16 protein-coding genes and 1 riboswitch are annotated in these 16,662 nt (G+C 63.1%); of the genes, 6 read left to right on the top strand and 10 right to left on the bottom strand.

The window, feature by feature from the left end; genetic code table 11:
- Nucleotides 1–306: 306 nt before the first annotated feature.
- The 4 genes from Q0R27_RS02335 to Q0R27_RS02320 all read right to left on the bottom strand — a co-directional run bounded on the left by Q0R27_RS02335 (nucleotide 307) and on the right by Q0R27_RS02320 (nucleotide 5,029).
- Nucleotides 307–1,041, bottom strand: coding sequence for a hypothetical protein (locus Q0R27_RS02335; RefSeq protein ID WP_293940547.1), 735 nt, complete (start codon nucleotides 1,039–1,041; stop codon nucleotides 307–309).
- Nucleotides 1,042–1,477: 436 nt separating this feature from the next.
- Entirely contained in the window at nucleotides 1,478–2,977 is a 1,500-nt protein-coding gene (locus tag Q0R27_RS02330) for a DUF3987 domain-containing protein (protein ID WP_293940545.1), read from the bottom strand.
- A 196-nt stretch (nucleotides 2,978–3,173) separates the two neighbouring features.
- On the bottom strand, nucleotides 3,174–3,428 hold the full coding sequence (locus Q0R27_RS02325; RefSeq protein ID WP_293940543.1) for a helix-turn-helix domain-containing protein: 255 nt from the start codon (nucleotides 3,426–3,428) through the stop codon (nucleotides 3,174–3,176).
- 326 nt (nucleotides 3,429–3,754) lie between these two features.
- A complete protein-coding gene (locus Q0R27_RS02320; protein ID WP_293940541.1) occupies nucleotides 3,755–5,029 on the bottom strand; it encodes a tyrosine-type recombinase/integrase in 1,275 nt (424 codons plus the stop codon).
- Between the two features lie 354 nt (nucleotides 5,030–5,383).
- Between Q0R27_RS02320 and Q0R27_RS02315 the strand changes: the two genes are divergently transcribed.
- The gene (locus tag Q0R27_RS02315) at nucleotides 5,384–5,893 is read left to right on the top strand and encodes a hypothetical protein (protein WP_293940539.1); all 510 of its coding nucleotides are present in this window, start codon (nucleotides 5,384–5,386) and stop codon (nucleotides 5,891–5,893) included.
- Nucleotides 5,894–5,951: 58 nt separating this feature from the next.
- Here the strand turns inward: Q0R27_RS02315 and Q0R27_RS13440 are convergent, their stop codons facing one another.
- Nucleotides 5,952–6,245, bottom strand: coding sequence for an HGGxSTG domain-containing protein (locus Q0R27_RS13440; protein WP_366079695.1), 294 nt, complete (start codon nucleotides 6,243–6,245; stop codon nucleotides 5,952–5,954).
- A gap of 73 nt (nucleotides 6,246–6,318) precedes the next feature.
- Between Q0R27_RS13440 and Q0R27_RS02310 the strand changes: the two genes are divergently transcribed.
- Nucleotides 6,319–7,509 carry an acyl-CoA dehydrogenase gene (locus Q0R27_RS02310; RefSeq protein ID WP_293940537.1) on the top strand — a complete coding sequence of 397 codons (1,191 nt, stop codon included), beginning with the start codon at nucleotides 6,319–6,321 and terminating at the stop codon, nucleotides 7,507–7,509.
- A gap of 43 nt (nucleotides 7,510–7,552) precedes the next feature.
- Here Q0R27_RS02310 and Q0R27_RS02305 read toward each other — a convergent pair whose 3' ends face one another.
- Together Q0R27_RS02305 and rpmE are read right to left on the bottom strand one after the other, a co-directional pair.
- Complete coding sequence (locus Q0R27_RS02305; RefSeq protein WP_293940535.1) at nucleotides 7,553–8,146, bottom strand: GNAT family N-acetyltransferase; 594 nt, start codon at nucleotides 8,144–8,146, stop codon at nucleotides 7,553–7,555.
- Nucleotides 8,143–8,373: a 50S ribosomal protein L31 gene (gene rpmE / locus Q0R27_RS02300; RefSeq protein ID WP_293940533.1), complete on the bottom strand. Its 231-nt coding sequence runs from the start codon at nucleotides 8,371–8,373 to the stop codon at nucleotides 8,143–8,145. The genes Q0R27_RS02305 and rpmE overlap by 4 nt, the downstream gene beginning before the upstream one ends.
- 102 nt (nucleotides 8,374–8,475) lie before the next feature.
- A riboswitch (cobalamin riboswitch) is annotated at nucleotides 8,476–8,632 on the top strand.
- An 87-nt stretch (nucleotides 8,633–8,719) separates the two neighbouring features.
- On the opposite strand from rpmE, the gene Q0R27_RS02295 reads away from it, so the two are divergent.
- The 4 genes from Q0R27_RS02295 to Q0R27_RS02280 are packed head-to-tail and all read left to right on the top strand — an operon-like array spanning nucleotide 8,720 to nucleotide 12,900.
- A complete protein-coding gene (locus Q0R27_RS02295; protein WP_293940531.1) occupies nucleotides 8,720–10,537 on the top strand; it encodes a TonB-dependent receptor in 1,818 nt (605 codons plus the stop codon).
- The gene (locus Q0R27_RS02290) at nucleotides 10,506–11,258 is read left to right on the top strand and encodes a hypothetical protein (RefSeq protein WP_293940530.1); all 753 of its coding nucleotides are present in this window, start codon (nucleotides 10,506–10,508) and stop codon (nucleotides 11,256–11,258) included. The genes Q0R27_RS02295 and Q0R27_RS02290 overlap by 32 nt, the downstream gene beginning before the upstream one ends.
- The gene (locus Q0R27_RS02285; RefSeq protein WP_293940528.1) at nucleotides 11,255–12,202 is read left to right on the top strand and encodes an iron ABC transporter permease; all 948 of its coding nucleotides are present in this window, start codon (nucleotides 11,255–11,257) and stop codon (nucleotides 12,200–12,202) included. Before Q0R27_RS02290 ends, Q0R27_RS02285 begins: the two co-directional genes overlap by 4 nt.
- Nucleotides 12,199–12,900, top strand: a complete 702-nt coding sequence (locus tag Q0R27_RS02280; protein WP_293940526.1) for an ABC transporter ATP-binding protein — start codon at nucleotides 12,199–12,201, stop codon at nucleotides 12,898–12,900. The genes Q0R27_RS02285 and Q0R27_RS02280 overlap by 4 nt, the downstream gene beginning before the upstream one ends.
- Here the strand turns inward: Q0R27_RS02280 and fabZ are convergent, their stop codons facing one another.
- Genes fabZ through bamA form a run of 3 tightly spaced genes read right to left on the bottom strand, consistent with a single transcriptional unit; the run spans nucleotide 12,901 to nucleotide 16,631 of the window.
- A complete protein-coding gene (gene fabZ / locus Q0R27_RS02275; protein ID WP_293940549.1) occupies nucleotides 12,901–13,350 on the bottom strand; it encodes a 3-hydroxyacyl-ACP dehydratase FabZ in 450 nt (149 codons plus the stop codon).
- A gap of 36 nt (nucleotides 13,351–13,386) precedes the next feature.
- Nucleotides 13,387–13,962, bottom strand: a complete 576-nt coding sequence (locus Q0R27_RS02270) for an OmpH family outer membrane protein (protein WP_293940523.1) — start codon at nucleotides 13,960–13,962, stop codon at nucleotides 13,387–13,389.
- Nucleotides 13,962–16,631: an outer membrane protein assembly factor BamA gene (bamA, locus tag Q0R27_RS02265; RefSeq protein WP_293940522.1), complete on the bottom strand. Its 2,670-nt coding sequence runs from the start codon at nucleotides 16,629–16,631 to the stop codon at nucleotides 13,962–13,964. The genes Q0R27_RS02270 and bamA overlap by 1 nt, the downstream gene beginning before the upstream one ends.
- Between the last annotated feature and the right edge of the window lie 31 nt (nucleotides 16,632–16,662).

Genomic DNA, 16,662 nt, shown 5'->3' with positions numbered 1-16,662 from the left:
GGGTTTTGGAGAGCACAACCGCCGCCGCGCCAGTGTCCCCCTCAAGCGCTTTGCCGATCAGCACCGCCACGATGTTACGCATCTCTTCGAGCATCTGCTGAGTGGCGAGTAACCGCCTGTCCGGTATGCCCGGCGGGCGTCCTTGCGGGTTTGGCGAGGGGCAACCGGGTTTCCATGATGGATTGCCGGGTCCGCCTGGTGTGACCACAGCCTGCTGGCAAAGCGGCGTCGGCTTCCATCCTTGCATCCATGGAGGCGGTGAAACATCGGTCTTGTGAGCGATCTGTGATTTGATTGGATCAAGCGTCACAGGACAAAAGCCTTCTCGGCCGCCGATTTCGCTTTTTTTAGTTCTTTTGCGAAAATGCGCCGGGTGACGGTGCCTCGGTCGTTCCGCTCCTCGATACAGCCGATTGCCTTCGCAAGCTGAGTATGGACGACCCCTCCCCTCTTCTCGACCAAATCGAGACCAGCCTGAGCCGCCTTCAATCGCTTCGTCTTCACCGGTTCGTGATGCTCGTGATAGATCCGCGTCAGGACGGTTTGGGTCTCCCGGTCCATGCCCGACAGGTAGGCTGGTGCCCCTAAGATCGCCGTAGCCGTGCGCTGGTCACCGTCCCGGATGGCAGCCTGAACAAACGTCATGCGCTCGGCTGTTTTCAGCCCCTTCACATGCGTGCGTATCTCCTGCGCGATGATGCCCGCTGCCTTGCTCTCAATCGGCGCGGCAAACTCTTTTTCGATGCTACCGATGACGGTTTTCAGATTGGCTGCGGCACCGTCGAAGCGCTTGGCGATCTGCGCGAACACGGCTTGCCCGAAGTTGTCGGTTTCAATGAGCTGCCGCGCGTCGTTCCAAGTCGGGTTCGTGCGCGCCTTCTCCTTGGCGTCGTGCACTCTGCCGATCCCACTATACGCCTCGGTAAATGCCGCCACAGTCGGCGCGAGGATGGTGGCAGTATCATCGTCGTAGTCTTCCATTAATGTAACCACATCGGGATGAAGATCAGCAGCTACGCGGGTATCAATTTCTTCGGACATATTAGTCTCCGGTACGGCTAAGCATGGGCTAGAGCTTAGGGTAGCCGGTTGTAGGTCCGCAATAGTTATATTGTTGTTTCAACTACTTAGGTCAGTTGGTCCGGCGACGACCATAAAACTGGTAGTTTGGTGTTCGTCTTAAAAGCGCGGGCAGCGAACCCTTTGGACGCTGCTCCTTTCGACGCTGTAGCGCGTTAGCCGTTAGTGTCGGGCGGTTCGCGCGATCCAGCCGTTCAGCACCCAAAAGCCTAGGACTGCCCGCTTAGGCTAACGCACTAACCTTCTATGTTTTTTATATGGATTTATGGGTTTTTCGCGGTTTCTAGCGTTAGCCTGGCTTCAGCTAACACAGGCTATTACTAACCGGAGCCTTGGTGGTTGGCGGGGCCGCACGGGCTAACACAAGCTATAGCTGTAGCCTCGGCATTGTAGTCATTCAGTTCAGATCGACCACCCGATATGCTTGACCGTGAAAGTTAAACTCCTCCACCAGCTTGTCCTTCTTTACTTCCATCAGGTAGCCGTTCGTCACGGCGGTTTTGACTGCCATGTTGAGCGCCCCCGTATGACCTTGCTTGTGATTCTCGAAAGCTGTCAGCCGTTGCGTGCGATGTTGGAGATATCGTCGCGGTACGATGCCAACCCCCTTCATCTCTGCGCCGTGCTTCAACCACGATGGCATCTTATTAGCGGGGAGGCATAGAAACTCCTTGCACAGTGCCAAGACTTTCTGCTCGCGCCCGCCGTCGCTTCCCTCGCCAATATCTCCTGCCTGAATGCGGCGGATAAAGGCTGACGCTCCGTGACGAACGAGGAGCACCGCGTAAGACGCCTGGTCCAACGAGACGGTCGGAAAGAAGGGGTTGTCTCCCACGGCCAGCAGCGCAGAAATGCGCAGCGCGTTCAGGTGCGCCCGGTTCCACACTGCCCGCTGGCTCTCGTCGTCATCGGCAGCAATAATCGCCGAATGGCATTCGACATCGAAGCGGTCGAGCAGCGCACGCGCGTCTTCGGTGAATCCAACCTCAGGAGAGTTTCCTGCTCGCTGAAGCACATCCGCGTGGCGCATGACGAGAACAGTGTGGTCAATCAAAGCCTTCGGCGGGCGCTGAACGGGAACACGATTTCTCGCTGGACGGTCACCTGCATATTCGATGACGCAGAACCGAGACATGAGACCGTCGCGCATCATTGCGTCAGTGATCGCTTCATAAAACGTGCCAGGAGTTGTTTCGCCGATCAGGCTAAACGCGACCCCCCGCGTCGACGCTACGTTATTCTCCCGATTGCTATAGGTCATCCCTCCTGCAACCCCATCGGGACCAGACTTGGAATAAAGGGTGGTCAGCACTTTCTGGAACGACCTCATGCTGGGATCATTGCCTTTGGACATGGCGAGGAATTTGTGTCCAATCTCACCGGCAACATTAACGAAACACGGATTGTCCAAGCAGACCTTCAGCAGCGCTGGTCCTGAAACAAAATCGCTAAAGTCCACGCGATCTTCCGCATCGGGGAACTGCTCCATTGCGGCGCTTAAGAGCTTACTGATGCCGCTGTGCATTGCCTCTTTGCCGATGGCTGAGCGAGCAACCAGCACGACGTACAGGTTCAAACCTGAATCAGGGATATGCCAACTCCGACCGGCAATGCCCGCCATGAGCCCTAGCGCTCCGACGATTGCCACCTCGGCTACAGGTAGAGGCGCTTGATCGTAGATGAATTGAGCCAGCGCACCGATGAAACCTGGTGGGAACGGCACTGCACCTTGCGTCGGTTGCGAAGTACCGCCTGCAGAGTACGCCCCACCGCCGGGCGCGGTTAGCGCTTCATCTAACTCGCGAGCGGCCTTTTCCCGGACCGATTGCTCTGCCTTCGCCCGAACCTGCTCAGCCTTCTCAATCAAACCGGAAGCATCAAAGAGGGGGTCATCCATGACGCACCGCCGCTCCGGGTAGAGTGTCAATTCGAGGCAGATCAATCGCATCCGGCCCGTTTTGAGCGCGCGCGAATTTTTGAGGATTTGGTGTCTGTTGCGGACCTTCGTAGAGGCCGCGTAATATGTTGCTGTTCACCTTGAGACTCCGGCGGCAGGGTCACAGCCCTGCCGCTTTTCATAAAAAGTGGGAGAGTCAGACCGCAGCCTGTTCGCTGGTGCTGTAGCGAGCACCGCGCGCGAGCCACGCGAGCACGTCGCGTTCCGCGTAACGTACGATACGGGTGCCGGGCGGACTGAAGTAACGGAGCGGCACTCCGCGCGTGCGGTAACCCTCCAGTGTCTCATACGAGAGCGAGAGAATCTCCGCTGCCTCCTTAGGTTCAAGGGGACGCCGCTTGGGAGAATAATTGAACAGCTCGCAAAGCTGCTCGAACGACAAATCGGACATAGACAAGCCCTTCAACAGGCTCGACCTTTTATCGAGAAGGTTGCCACCCGCGACCGCCGGAGCGATGGATTCGTGACCAGCCAGGAGACTGGAAGCGAGTGGGGCCACCCGTAGGTGACGGTGGTAACCTTAAGCTGAGCGCTACAGTTCGTGCAAGCAGTTAAATTTGCTTGGAAAACAGATGTTGCGAAGCCTGCGGAGAATCTTGGAAATGCGGCCGTCGCTGTGCGGGCGCTACAGCCGCGATTGGGGGGCTGCTGCCCCTACCCCGGCACCCAACTCGCGCGGGGGGCTGTAACCCCGGCTGTAGCGGCCCGCACGGTGCATCATGCTCGCTGGGGTAGCGCCACCACGTTGCTGCCGCTCGCTTTCGCCGCTTCCATTTCAATCCAGTCGGAGATGCGCTGTGTTTCTGGCTTGAGATATTGGAGGCGCGAAGTTTCTAGGTAATGCTTAGCGGTGACGGAGCCGTTCGGGATGTGGTTAGTAAGCAGCTCGATCTTGGTAAAATCGACACCGCAGTTTGCGACGCCAATGGTGATGTATGTCCGGCGCAAATCGTGGTTGGTGATTTTGGTCCCGGCGACGACGCTCACCTTGGCGCGAGTATCGCGGGGATCAATGATATGGCCTGCCTTGCTCCACGACGCGAAGACATGCGGATTGCCATCTACCTTTGCTCGTGACCGGAGCACTCGAACTGCCTGCGAAGAGAGCGGAAGCCACACGGGGTTACGGTTCTTCGGATCGGGCAGGTGGAACCACCCTTCTTCCAAATTTACATGGTCCCACGTCAGCGACGCCGCTTCTTTTAGGCGGCAGCCCGTTAGGAATAAAAACCTTATCAAGTCGATGCTGGCGACAGATTCCGGATTATGCGTTTCGGCGCGCCAGCGTTCCAGCGCAGCCCATACAAGACCGACCTTAATATCCGGCACGCGGCTAGTGCGCGGTTTTAGCTGAACCCAATCATCTTTGAGCGTGCTGACCGGGTTATGGGTGATGATGGGCGAACCATCCGAACGCCGATACCGGCGGCTTGCGAAGTTGATGAGCGCGCGCAACACCGCGAACGCCTGATTGGCTTGACCAGGTGCCCCTGCCTTCCCGCGCAGCCCCCTCGTCAGTATTTCGCGGTACCGCTTCCGAACGTCGTCCTCGGTGATGGAGGCGATGGGCTTCAACAGCCACGCCTCGAAGGTCGTGGTCACATGACGCTCAATGACGTCCGCGCTTGAATCCTTCAGCTTGCCAGGCCGATCCTTGTAGGCATCCGCTACATCGCGGAGCGTGATCGCGGCCGCCGCATCGTGCTTCTTGGTGTCTCGCGGGTCGATACCCTCACGCATGTCCTGCAAGAGCTTCTGCGCCCGCTTTCGCGCCTGCTCCTCGGTGTAGGTGCCGAAAGCGCCGATTGTGAACTGTATCGCTTTACCAGCGACGCGACCCATGACGATGAACACGCGGCGCGGGGACTTGCCCGCTTCCGATGCAGGAGCGACGCGCAACCCATAGCCGCGCACGCTATCGTCCCAATACATTCTATAGCCCTTTTCGGGCGGTAACGCCTTCTCGACATAAGACTTTGTCAGCTTGGGCATGTGACCTCCTTGTAGCGCATTTCTAGCACGCAACACCGTGCTACGACGGGTTCTGGCGAGGGCGCAAGGGGCTTAAGTCGTTGATTCGAGAGGGAATTACCGGCATCTACGGGTCGCTGCCGGTAGCTAGGGTCTCGCGTGCGGCAAACTTGAAAACCAGCGACGGGGAAACCTGTCCGTGGGTTCGAATCCCACCTCTTCCGCCAGCTATAAATGATTTAATTGCCTTTTATTTGGTGGCAGCTTGGTATTCCCATAATGGCTCCCCGATAAGCTCTGCACTAGCGACGGATCGGCTGGCGGTGAATCACAGCGGGTGGTAACTCCTGCATTGTTCTTCAGCGGGGGGCCGGAATGAAATACCGTAGCAAACTTGTAGTGGCCTTGATCGCCACTGCGGTCGTGTTTCCTTATGTCCCCGCGATCGCTCAGGCCAAAATCGACTTCGCGCTTTACGAAGGCAAGCCTATCATCAAGACGGGCGAGGGCGGGACCAAGCTGACCAAGCATGGCATCGACTATTGGACCAGCGGTGAGCCTCCGCGCCGTTACCAAGTCATCGCGATGGTGCAGGATAAACGAGACGAAATGTGGGATGGTGGCCATGCCATCGGGAGCCCCTCCATTGCCAGCAAGGTAAAAAACGCGGGCGGGGACGCGGTTATCGTCCAAAGTGAAGATGAGGCTGGCCACGGTGGCGGTTTTAGCAGCACTAGCGGAAGCGCCTCCGGCGGACTCGGATGGTTGTTCGGCCTAGGCATGTCGGGCGGTAGCAAAACCGTGACGCGCATGCTGGTGGTGAAATATCTGCCTGATGAGCCAGCCGCCCCGCCAAGCGGGTCCCTTTCACCTGCCGGTCACTGAAGGCTAGTGGCCCAAACTCGCACACGCGCGTGGGATGCGCCAAAAAGCCTGTATTAAATCAGCTCCGTGACTTCCCGCGCTTGAGCCGTCCCAATTTTAGGTTCTCAAGCGCCTTTGCCCGGCCTTCAACCGACGTTGGCCCGGTAGATTTGCCGCCGTGCCAAATGCAGCGACCGTTCGGGAGAAGCGCCGTCATTCGGCAAGGTTCACCCGAGCGGGCGCGGGCGCCGCACGTCAAGTTGCGCAGGAAGCTGGGGCGCCTAGGTATGTAGCGTCGCCCATTCACGACAGCTCCCCGCACCCGAAGGCGCGAGGCACCGGGGGGTGACGAGTATCTCTCCCCATCCGCCATCGCACCCCGGGGTGGCGTGGCGGGGCGGGGTTCGATACAGGCTCGCACAATTATCTTGTCGGAGTAGAATCACGTGGATGAGCCTCAAATCCAGCCGTTCGATTGGGCCGATCCGTTCGACCTCGATCACCAACTGACCGACGAGGAGCGGCTGGTTCGCGATACCGCCGAGGGTTATGCGCAGGAGAATCTCCAGCCGCGCGTGACCGAGGCCTATCTCAATGAGCATTTCGACCGCGAGATATTGCGCGAGATGGGCTCGCTCGGGCTGCTCGGCGCGACCATCCCCGAAACCTACGGCGGCGCCGGGCTCGGCTATGTCAGCTATGGACTGATTGCGCGCGCGGTCGAGCGGGTCGACAGCGGCTATCGATCGGTGATGTCGGTCCAGTCGAGCCTGGTGATGTACCCGATCTTTGCCTATGGTTCGGAAGAACAGCGCCACAAGTATCTGCCGGGATTGGCGAAAGGCGATCTGGTCGGCTGCTTCGGATTGACCGAGCCCGATGCCGGATCGGACCCGGGCGGGATGCGCACACGGGCGGTCAAGACCGCCGACGGCTATCGCATTTCAGGCTCGAAGATGTGGATTTCGAATTCGCCGATCGCCGACGTGTTCGTCGTCTGGGCGAAGAGCGACGCGCATGGCGGGGCGATCCGCGGCTTTGTCCTGGAGAAGGGCATGAAGGGGCTGAGCGCCCCCAAGATCCAGCAAAAGCTGAGCCTGCGCGCGTCGATCACCGGCGAGATCGTGATGGACGAGGTCGAGGTCGGCGAGGACGCGCTGCTGCCCAATGTCGAAGGGCTGAAGGGTCCGTTCGGCTGCCTCAACCGGGCGCGCTACGGGATCGGCTGGGGCACGATGGGGGCGGCCGAGGCCTGCTATGCCGCCGCGCGCCAGTACACGCTCGACCGCAAGCAGTTCGGGCGTCCGCTGGCGGCGACGCAGCTGGTGCAGCTCAAGCTGGCCAACATGGTGACCGAGATCACGCTCGGGCTGCAGGCGGCGCTGCGGGTCGGCCGGCGGCTGGAGGAAGGCATTCTCGTGCCCGAGACGATCAGCCTGATCAAGCGCAACAATTGCGGCAAGGCGCTCGACATCGCGCGGGTCGCCCGCGACATGCACGGCGGCAACGGGATCAGCGCCGAATACCAGGTGATGCGCCACGCCGCGAACCTCGAAACGGTCAACACCTACGAGGGCACGCACGACGTCCACGCGCTGATCATGGGCCGCGCGATCACGGGGATCGCAGCGTTTTAGTTGCGAGTGCCGTTCCAGCGGGCCGGAACAGTTCTTCGCTGAACTAACGCCGCCGGCGGAACAGCGCGATGAGCTCGTCGAGGTACACCGCGTCGGGCTCGCGGACGAAGCCGAGGCGTTCGGCGAGGCGCATCGACCTGGCGTTCTCGATCGAGATGATCGCCGGGATTTCGGGCGGCGCATAGGTCGCGTCGATCCAGTCGAGCGCGGCGCGGGCGGCCTCGACGGCAATGCCCTTGCCGTGAACCGACGGGTCGAACACCCAGCCCATTTCGGGCGCGCCGCTGATGTCGGGCACCATGCCGCGCTCGAAATCGGCGAAACCGACCTCGCCGACCATGCGGTTTTCGGCCTTCAGTTCGACCGCCCAATAGCCGAAGCCGAGCAGCGGCCACTGGCCGACCGCCATCGTCAAGCGGCGCCAGGCGTCCTCGCGATTGAAGGCATGGCCGCCCAGATGCCGCACGACTTCACGGTCGGCGAGCTTGGCGGCGTGGGCGTCGAGATCCTCGCGGCGAAACGACCGCAGGATGAGCCGCTCGGTCTCCAGCGTTGGAGCCGAATGGATGGCCGGGCGGTCGTTCGCAGCGTGGGTTCCCGGATCAGGTCCGGGATGACGACTGTTGGCAGCCGTCACTTCTTCGCGAGGCTGAGCCCGCCAAAGCGCTTGTTGAAGCGAGCGACCTGGCCGCCGGTGTCGAGCATGCGCGAGTTGCCGCCGGTCCACGCCGGGTGAGCGGTCGGATCGATGTCGAGGGTCATCGTGTCACCTTCCTTGCCCCACGTCGAACGAGTCTGATAGCTCGAGCCGTCGGTCATCTTGATGGTGATGAAGTGATAGTTCGGGTGAGTCCCGCTTTTCATGTCGCTATTCCTTGTGAGGTGGCTGGTTTCCGACCAGCCGGTTCAAGGTGGCGCGCCTAGCCGAGGACGCCGCGATTGACAAGGCGCGTGGTTCCCCCCTAGCCGCCGCGCCAGGACTTGGGTTCCGGCGGCGAAAGCCATCGGCGAAGAGGAAGCCGGCGAAAATCCGGCGCTGTGCCCGCAACTGTAAGCGCTGCCCAGATCCGAGCAATCGGTGAGCGCGCGAAGTCAGATACTGGCCCCGGTCCGTCGTTCGCTTCCCCCGGCCGGGTCCAGCCGTGGGCGGAGGGCCGGGCAATGGTGCACGTCCCTTTCGTGACGACAGTCATGGAAGGCCTGTCCACCGATGTTCGATTTCCCCATTCCCATCGTCGTCACCGCATCGCGCGTGCCCGAAACGACCCGATCGACCGCAGCCAGTGTTTCGGTCGTCGATCTGTCCACGCTGGCCCACCTCGGAGCGCCGCTGGTCGGCGATTATCTGCGCTTGCTGCCATCGACCGCAGTGTCGGTCAGCGGGCCGGCCGGAAGCCTCACCGAAGTGCGCATTCGCGGCGCCGAGGCCAATCATACGCTGCTGTTCATCGACGGCATCCGCGCCAACGACCCGGCGGCGGGCAATACCCCCCGGTTCGAACTGCTCAACGCCGACCTCGCCTCGCGCATCGAGCTGGTGCGCGGGCCGCAGTCGGCGCTGTGGGGATCCGAAGCGATCGGCGGCGTCGTCGCGGTTGACGGCGATCCGGGGACGAAGAGCGGCGCCTCGCTGATGGCCGAGGGGGGATCGTTCGCCACCTATCGCGGATCGGCTGCCGGAACCTATGTCGGCAAGGACTTCACCGCCGCGCTTGGCGTCGCCGGGCAGAAGTCGCGCGGAACCGATGCGTTCGACGGCACCGGGGACAAGGATGGCTATGACAACGCCAGCCTGCGCGGACGCGTGACGTGGGCCGCGGCGCCGAAGGTCGAACTGGGCCTGTCGGGCTTCGCGACGTCGGGGCTGAGCCAGTTCGACGGTTATTCGCCTGTCACCTACAAGCACGCCGACACACTCGACAACACGCGCAACAAGCTCGGTGCGGTACGGGGCTGGGTCAGCGCAGGGGCAATCGGCGATCGACTTTCGGGGACGTTCTCGGCGAGCCTGCTCGGCTCGTCGAACCTCAACCGGCTCGACCAGACCGAGATAAACCGCACCCGGGCCGACCGCCGCTCGCTTTCGGGCGAGTTGCGCCATCATTCGCAAATCGCCGGGATCGATCAGCACATCGTCCTCGCGGTCGAGCAGGAGGACGAGAATTTCCACGCCCGGGACGTCGCTTATGGTGGCTTCAGCAACCAGGATCGCAGCCGTCGGCATCGCTCGGCAACTCTCGAGTGGAAGGGCGAATGGCGCGCGCTGACCGGAGACGTTGCGGTGCGGCGCGATGGCTTCAACCGCTTTCGCGATGCGACCACGGTGCGGGCGTCGTTGCTGGCGCGGCTTGGCGGCGGGTTCGAAGCCACGGCCTCCTATGGAGAAGGCATCGCGCAGCCGACCTTCTTCGATCTCTACGGCTTCTTCCCGGGAAGTTTCGTTGGTAATCCGTTGCTTGTACCGGAGAGTTCACGCGGCGCGGAAGTATCGCTGCGGTGGCATGACGCCCGCTGGAACGTCGCCCTGACCGGTTATCGCCAGCGGTTGCACGACGAGATCGTCAGCAGCGCCGACTATACCAGCGCGATCAATTCCAGTGGGACGAGCCGACGCGAGGGGGTCGAGCTTGAGGTCGGCTGGTCGCCCTCCCCCGCCCTTCGCCTCCGTGCTCAAGGCGCGTTCCTGCACGCAACTGAACCGATGACGGCGACCACCCAAATCAAGGAAACTCGTCGGCCGCGCTGGTCGGGAGCGCTGGTCGCGGATGGAGAGACGGGGCGGTTCAGCTATGGCGCGTCGATGGCCTATGCGGGGCCACGGAGCGACTTTGATTTCGACCAGTATGCGACGGTACGGCTTGGCGGTTATGCGCTGGCGAGCGCCCGGATCGGCTGGAAGCTGGACGGACGGACCGAACTGTTCGCGCGCGTCGCCAACGCGTTCGATCGTCATTATCAGGACGTCGTCGGCTATCGGCCGTCGGGAAGGAGCGTGAATGGCGGCGTTCGCATCGCTGTTGGCCGCTAGCGCCGCGCTCAGGGTAGCGTCGCTCAACCTGTGCAGCGACGAGTATCTGCTGTTGCTCGCGCATCCCGGCGAGGTGGTCAGCGTCTCGCGCCTGTCGCAGGACCCGCAGGAGAGCAGCCTTGCGCCGCTCGCCCGGCGGGTGGCGGGCAATCGCGGGCGGATCGAGGATGTCATCGCGGCGCGGTCCAACTTGGTTCTGACGATGGGTGGCGGGGGGCGGTCGAGTGGCGCGATTGCGCGCTCGCTGGGAATACGGGTGATCGACCTGCCGGCGCCGGCGACGATCGACGAGGTGGCCGAGAACCTCCGCATTGTCGCCGCCGCTCTTGGCGATCCGCGCCGGGCGGCCCCTACGCTGGCGCGGATCGCGGCGTTGCGGGCCGCATCGCCACAGCGCGGGATCGATACGATCTGGCTTGGTCATGGCGGCCTGACGCAGTCCCCCGGTTCGTTGGGCGCGCGGTGGATGGCGCTTGCGGGAATGGCTCAGCGGCCCCTGACGGGCGGGCGGGAAACCTTGGAAGCGCTCATCATATCTCCGCCCAAGATATTGGTTACAAGCAATTATCGCGCGGGTCAGGTGTCGCAGGGACAACGCTGGCTGGCGCACCCGTTGCTCGCCGCGCTCCCGTCGCGACTGATCGCGACCGATGGCCGGGCGTGGACCTGCGGCGGGCCGATGATGATCGGCGAGATCGAGCGGCTGAGGGCGGCGCGATGAGGCGCGGGTCGATCTGGCTGGCGGTCGCGGTAATCGCGCTGTCCGCGCTCCACCTCGCCACGCCGTGGAGCATCATGGCGCTCGACCCTGAGGTGCGGCAACTGCTGTTCGTCGAACTGCGCCTGCCACGCACGGTGCTGGTCGCGGGATATGGCGCGACGCTCGGCGTGACCGGGGCAGCGCTCCAGGCGCTGTTCGCCAACCCCCTCGCCTCGCCCGACGTCACCGGGAGCAGCGGCGGCGCGGCGCTCGGGGCGGTCCTCGGTGGCTATTGGCTGGGGCTGACCGAACCGCTGGCGCTGGCCGCGTGCGGCGCGGCGGGAGCGTTGCTGGCACTGGGTGCGTTGCTCGCCTTCGCCGGGCGCCGGGCCGACACGGCGACGCTGTTGCTGGCGGGAATCGGGATCTCGCTCGCTTGCGGGGCGGCGACGAGCCTGGCGCTGGCGCTCGCCCCCTCCCCGTTTGCTTTCTACGACGCGTTCGACTGGCTGATGGGCAGTTTTGTCGATCGCAGCCTCGGCCAGGCGGCTGCCGCCCTCATTCCCGCCACGCTGGCCGCAGCCCTGCTCCTCAGGCGCGGTCGGGCGCTCGACCTGCTGGCACTGGGCGAGGACGTTGCGGCATCGCTCGGGCATCGACCGCGTCGGCTCGGTATCGAAGTGGTCGCGCTGTCGGCGATCGCGATCGGGGCGTGCGTCGCGGTGTGCGGGGCGATCGGCTTCGTCGGGCTGATCGCGCCGTTCCTCGGGCGGCGGTTGAGCGCGGGGCATCCGGGGCGGGCGATGGTGCCGAGCGGCTTGGCGGGATCGGTGCTGCTGCTGATTGCCGACCTGGCGACGCGATCGCTCGACCGTCCAGTGCCGATCGGGGTCGTCACCGCGCTCGCCGGGACGCCGCTGTTCCTGTGGCTGGTGATCCATCAGCGGCGCGGGTTGACACCATGACGTCATTGTTGGAGGCGAGTGGAATTGCACTCGGTACGCGCCTGGCGCCGCTCGATTTCGAGAGCCTTGGCGGCGAACTGGTCGCGTTGGTCGGGCCGAATGGCGGCGGCAAAACGAGCCTGCTGCGCGCCCTCGCGCGGGTCGAGGATGCCGCGGGCGACATGCTGATCGATGGCGCGGCGCTCGATGGGCTCGGCGAGGCGCGGCGACGGCGGCTGGTGGCGTTCCTGCCCGCATCGCGCGAGATCGCCTGGTCGATCGCGGTGCGCGACGTGATCGCGATGGGGCTCGGGGCATCCGACGCGGCGCGGGTCGACGAACTGGTCGAACTGTTCGGACTGGCGACGCTGGCGGGCCGCCCGATCGGGACGCTGTCGACGGGCGAGCGGGCACGGGCGTTGCTGGCGCGGGCGCTGGCGGCGCGGCCGAGGCTACTGCTGCTCGACGAGCCGCTGTCGAACCTCGATCCCTATTGGGTGCTGCGAACGCTGGAGCTGTTGCGCGATGCGGCGGACGGCGGCGCGACGGTGATGGTGGCGCTGCACGACATCGGCCAGGTTGGGAAGTTCGACCGGCTGATGTTGCTCGAAGGCGGGAGGGTCGTAGGCGATGGCCCGCCGCGAGCGTTGCGGGAACGGCTGGGCGCGCTGTTCGGAGTGGAAGCGACAGCGGGCGGCTGGGCGATCAGCCGGGGCTGATCACTCGGCGGGCGGGTCGGCGATCATCGCGGTGAAATTCGCTTCGGCCGCGAGCTTGTCGCCGATCCTGGCGCGGCCGGTGAACTTGCACACGCTCGAACGCTTCTGGACGAACTCGACCTCGAGCGTGAGCAGCACGCCGGGTTCTACCGGGGTGCGGAACTTGGCGTTCTCGATCGCCATGAAATAAACCAGCTTGCCCGACCCGGCGAGCCCGAGACTTTCGACCGCGAGGATGCCGGCGGCCTGTGCCAGCGCCTCGACGATCAACACCCCGGGCATGATCGGCCGCCCAGGGAAATGGCCCGCGAAAAAGGGCTCGTTGATCGACACCGCCTTGGTGGCGACGATGCGAACGTCGGGCTCGAGACGCTCGACCCGGTCGACGAGCAGCATGGGATAGCGGTGCGGGAGCGCCGCCATCACCTTGCGCACGTCGAGCGGGCCCATTGCCGGCCGAGCTGCAGCCTCTTCGCTCACCGCGGTTTAGCGGCTCTGCACATTGGCCGGGGCGGCACCCGGCGTGACGCTGACCGAGGGCAGGGTCACGTTCAGCGCGGCGAGCACGTCGGTGGTGACGTCGAGACCGGCCCCGTGAGCGAGCGTCGCGCCGATGTCGAGCGCGAGATTTGCGCCCTTGGCGACCATCACCTGATTGATCGCCGGCCCGAGCTTGGCGTTGATCTGGCGCAGGACATTGGCCTGGGTCGACTGGATGTTCTGCTGGAGGCGCTGGAGTTCCTGGTTGGCGCTCGCTTGCTTCTGCTGGAAAGCATTGGCGCGGGCCTGGAGCGCGGCGTCGGGCGCCTTGCCCTTGAGCGCCTCGGCATCCGTCTGCAGCGCCTGGGCTTCAGTCTTGAGCGGCGCGGCGAGCGCGGCCTGCCGCGCCTGAAGCGCGGTCGCCTGGCCTTGAAGCTGCGACTGCGCGGCCTTGCACGCGGTGCACTCGGCATAGATGCGCTCGTTGTCGACGACGACGATGTTGGCCGGCGCGGCCTGAACCGCGGTGGGAATGATCACCGACGAGGCGGCGGCGAGGGTCAGAAGAGCAAGCTTTTTCATTAGAATTGGGTTCCTACGTTGAACGAGAAGAGTTTGATTTCGTCGCCCTTTTGCTTGAGCAGTGCCTTGGCGAGATCGATGCGCAAGGGGCCGAAAGGTGAAGTCCAGTTGACGCCGATGCCGATCGACAGGCGCGGCGACGGCGAATTGCCGAGGAAGAATTCGCGATAGCCCGGCGAGCGCGAGTAGTTGACGCTTGGCGTCGTAGCCGTTTCACCTGGGCACAGGGTCCCCGGCGACTGGAAGAGGGTGGTGCCGGTCGTGTTGATCGCTTTCGGCGTGCAGATGATGCCGATGTTCTGGAGGTTAGGGCTAGTCAGCGACCAGACGGATCCGGCATCGACGAATGCGGACGGACGAAGGCCAAGACTGCGCGCACCGGCGCCGAGCGGAATCTCGAGTTCGAGCCGGCCCATGTAGTAAGCGCGACCGCCAAGCGAGTCGCTGAAGTTGTTGTTCTTGGTCGGCGGGATTAGTCCGCCGGCGAGGTTGTAGGTCTGCCTGATGATGCGCGGGCCGATACCGCGAATGTCGAAGCCACGTAGCTGTGCGCCGAAGAAACGGTCGGTCAGGCGGACCCCGTCAAGCTCGTTACCCTCGCCGTCAAACTTCTTGCCACCAAGCGGAGCGATATAGCCGCCCTCGCCGTGAACCGAGAAGACAAAGCCACGCGGCAGACCAAAATATTTCGTCGCGTTTGCCTGGGTGCGCAGATATTTGACATCGCCACCGAGCCCCGCAAAATCCTGGCTGAAGGCAAGCCGCTGGCCACGCGTCGGGCGAATACCGTCGGTGTTGTCGAAGCCGAGCGAATAGCCGACTGACGAGGTGAGCCGCTTACCGATCTCGTTGCACAAATACCGACCAGCCTTGAGCGGGTCGCAGGAGAGTACTCCGTTCTTGAGGGAGTAGAAGCTGTTCTTGTTGAGGCTGACCGTGTCCTGGATCAGCGAATAGCGCGTGCCGAAGCTGGCGAACTCGGTGATCGGGAAGCCGAGGCGCAGATCGCCGCCGGTCGACAACTGCGAATAGGTCGTATTGCGAGTGTTACCGATATAGTTGAAGCTATTGTAATCGCGACGGAAAATGTCGCCGCCAAGCAGGATCTGTTTATCGAGGAAATAGGGTTCGGTGAAGCCCAGCTGAATCGACTTGGAATAGCGTGAATAGTTGATCCCGGCGGACAGCGTTTGAGCCATGCCGCGGAAATTGTTCTGCTCGATTGACGCCGAAATGATGAATTTCTCGAGGCTCGAATAGCCCGCCGACAGCTGCAGCTGGCCGGTCGATTTTTCCTCGACGTCAAGGCTGAGGTCGACCCGGTCGGGGCTCGACCCCTGCGACTGTTTTATCTCGAGCTTTTCCTGGAAGAAGCCGAGGCTCTGAATACGGTCCTGGCTGCGCTTGACCTTGAGCGAGTTGAACGCGTCGCCTTCGTTGACGCGGAACTCGCGGCGCAGGACCTTGTCGCGGGTGCTGGTATTGCCCTGGATATTGATATGCTCGACGTAGACGCGCGGGGTTTCGTTGGCATGGAACGTAATGCCCATGATATGCTTTTCGCTGTCGCGGTCGTAGTTCGGCGAGATGTCGGCAAAGGCGTAGCCCAGCGTGCCGGCAATTTCGTTGAGCACGGTGACCGTGTCCTCGACCGCCTTGGCGTTGAACCAGCTGCCCTCTTTCAACTTGATCAGCGAGTTGAGCTTTGCGGCGTTGAAGTCGCGCAGGTCGCTTTCGGCGGTGACCTTGCCGAACTTGTAGCGCGGGCCTTCCTCGACAACGTAGGTGATGACGAAGTCCTTGCGGTCAGGCGTCAGTTCCGCGAGCGCACTGACCACACGGAAATCGGCATAGCCCTGCGTCAGATAGTAGGCGCGAAGCTTCTGCTGGTCGGCGGCGAGCCGGTCGGGATCGTAGCTGTCGTTGGACTTCATGAAGCCGAGCGGGCCGCCGGCCTGCTTGGTGTACATCTGCTTGCGCAGTTTGCCGACCGGGAAGTGATCGGCGCCGATGATGTTGATCGCGCGGACCTTCGACTTGTCGCCTTCGCTGATCTCGAACACCAGGTCGACGCGGTTCTGGTCGAGCTGGACGGTCTTGGGCTCGACCGTCGCGGCGAAGCGGCCCTGGCGCTTGTACAGCTCGATGATCCGGTCGACGTCGGCGCGGACCTTCGATCGAGTAAAGATCTGGCGCGGGGCGAGCTTGATCTCGGGGGTGATCTTGTCGGACTTCAGCCGCTTGTTGCCCTCGAGCACGATGCGGTTGATGACCGGATTCTCGCGCACGGTCATGATGAGGTCACCGGTGTCGGTGCCCGAGATGACGACGTCGGAGAACAGCTCGGTCGCGTAAAGGTCCTTGAGCGCGGTATCAAGCGTCTCGGTGGTGTAGGTCTGGCCCGGAACGAGGTTGGCGTAAGAGCGGATCGTTTCCGGCTCGAGGCGCTCGGCGCCGACGACCTTGATCGAACGGATCGTTCCCGTACTCGGCGCCGCGACGGTGTTCACGGTCGGCGCGGCGGCGGGAGCGGTCGCGGCCGCAACGGGAGCCGGCGCAGCGGCAGGCGCCGCCTGGGCGAGCAGCGGAGTCGCGCTGGCGCCGAGGGCGGTCCCGACCAGGAGCAGGGCTCCAAAACGCCGGATATTGATGTTGGTCGATGCGTTCACGCGTCCCGCCCTATAATTTCTTCAATAAGCG

Origin of the sequence: Sphingomonas sp. (genome assembly GCF_025362505.1) — a bacterium.
Lineage (GTDB): Bacteria > Pseudomonadota > Alphaproteobacteria > Sphingomonadales > Sphingomonadaceae > Sphingomicrobium.
The sequence above is the reverse complement of the archived record's forward strand: the minus strand, read 5'-3'. Positions and strand labels throughout refer to the sequence as shown.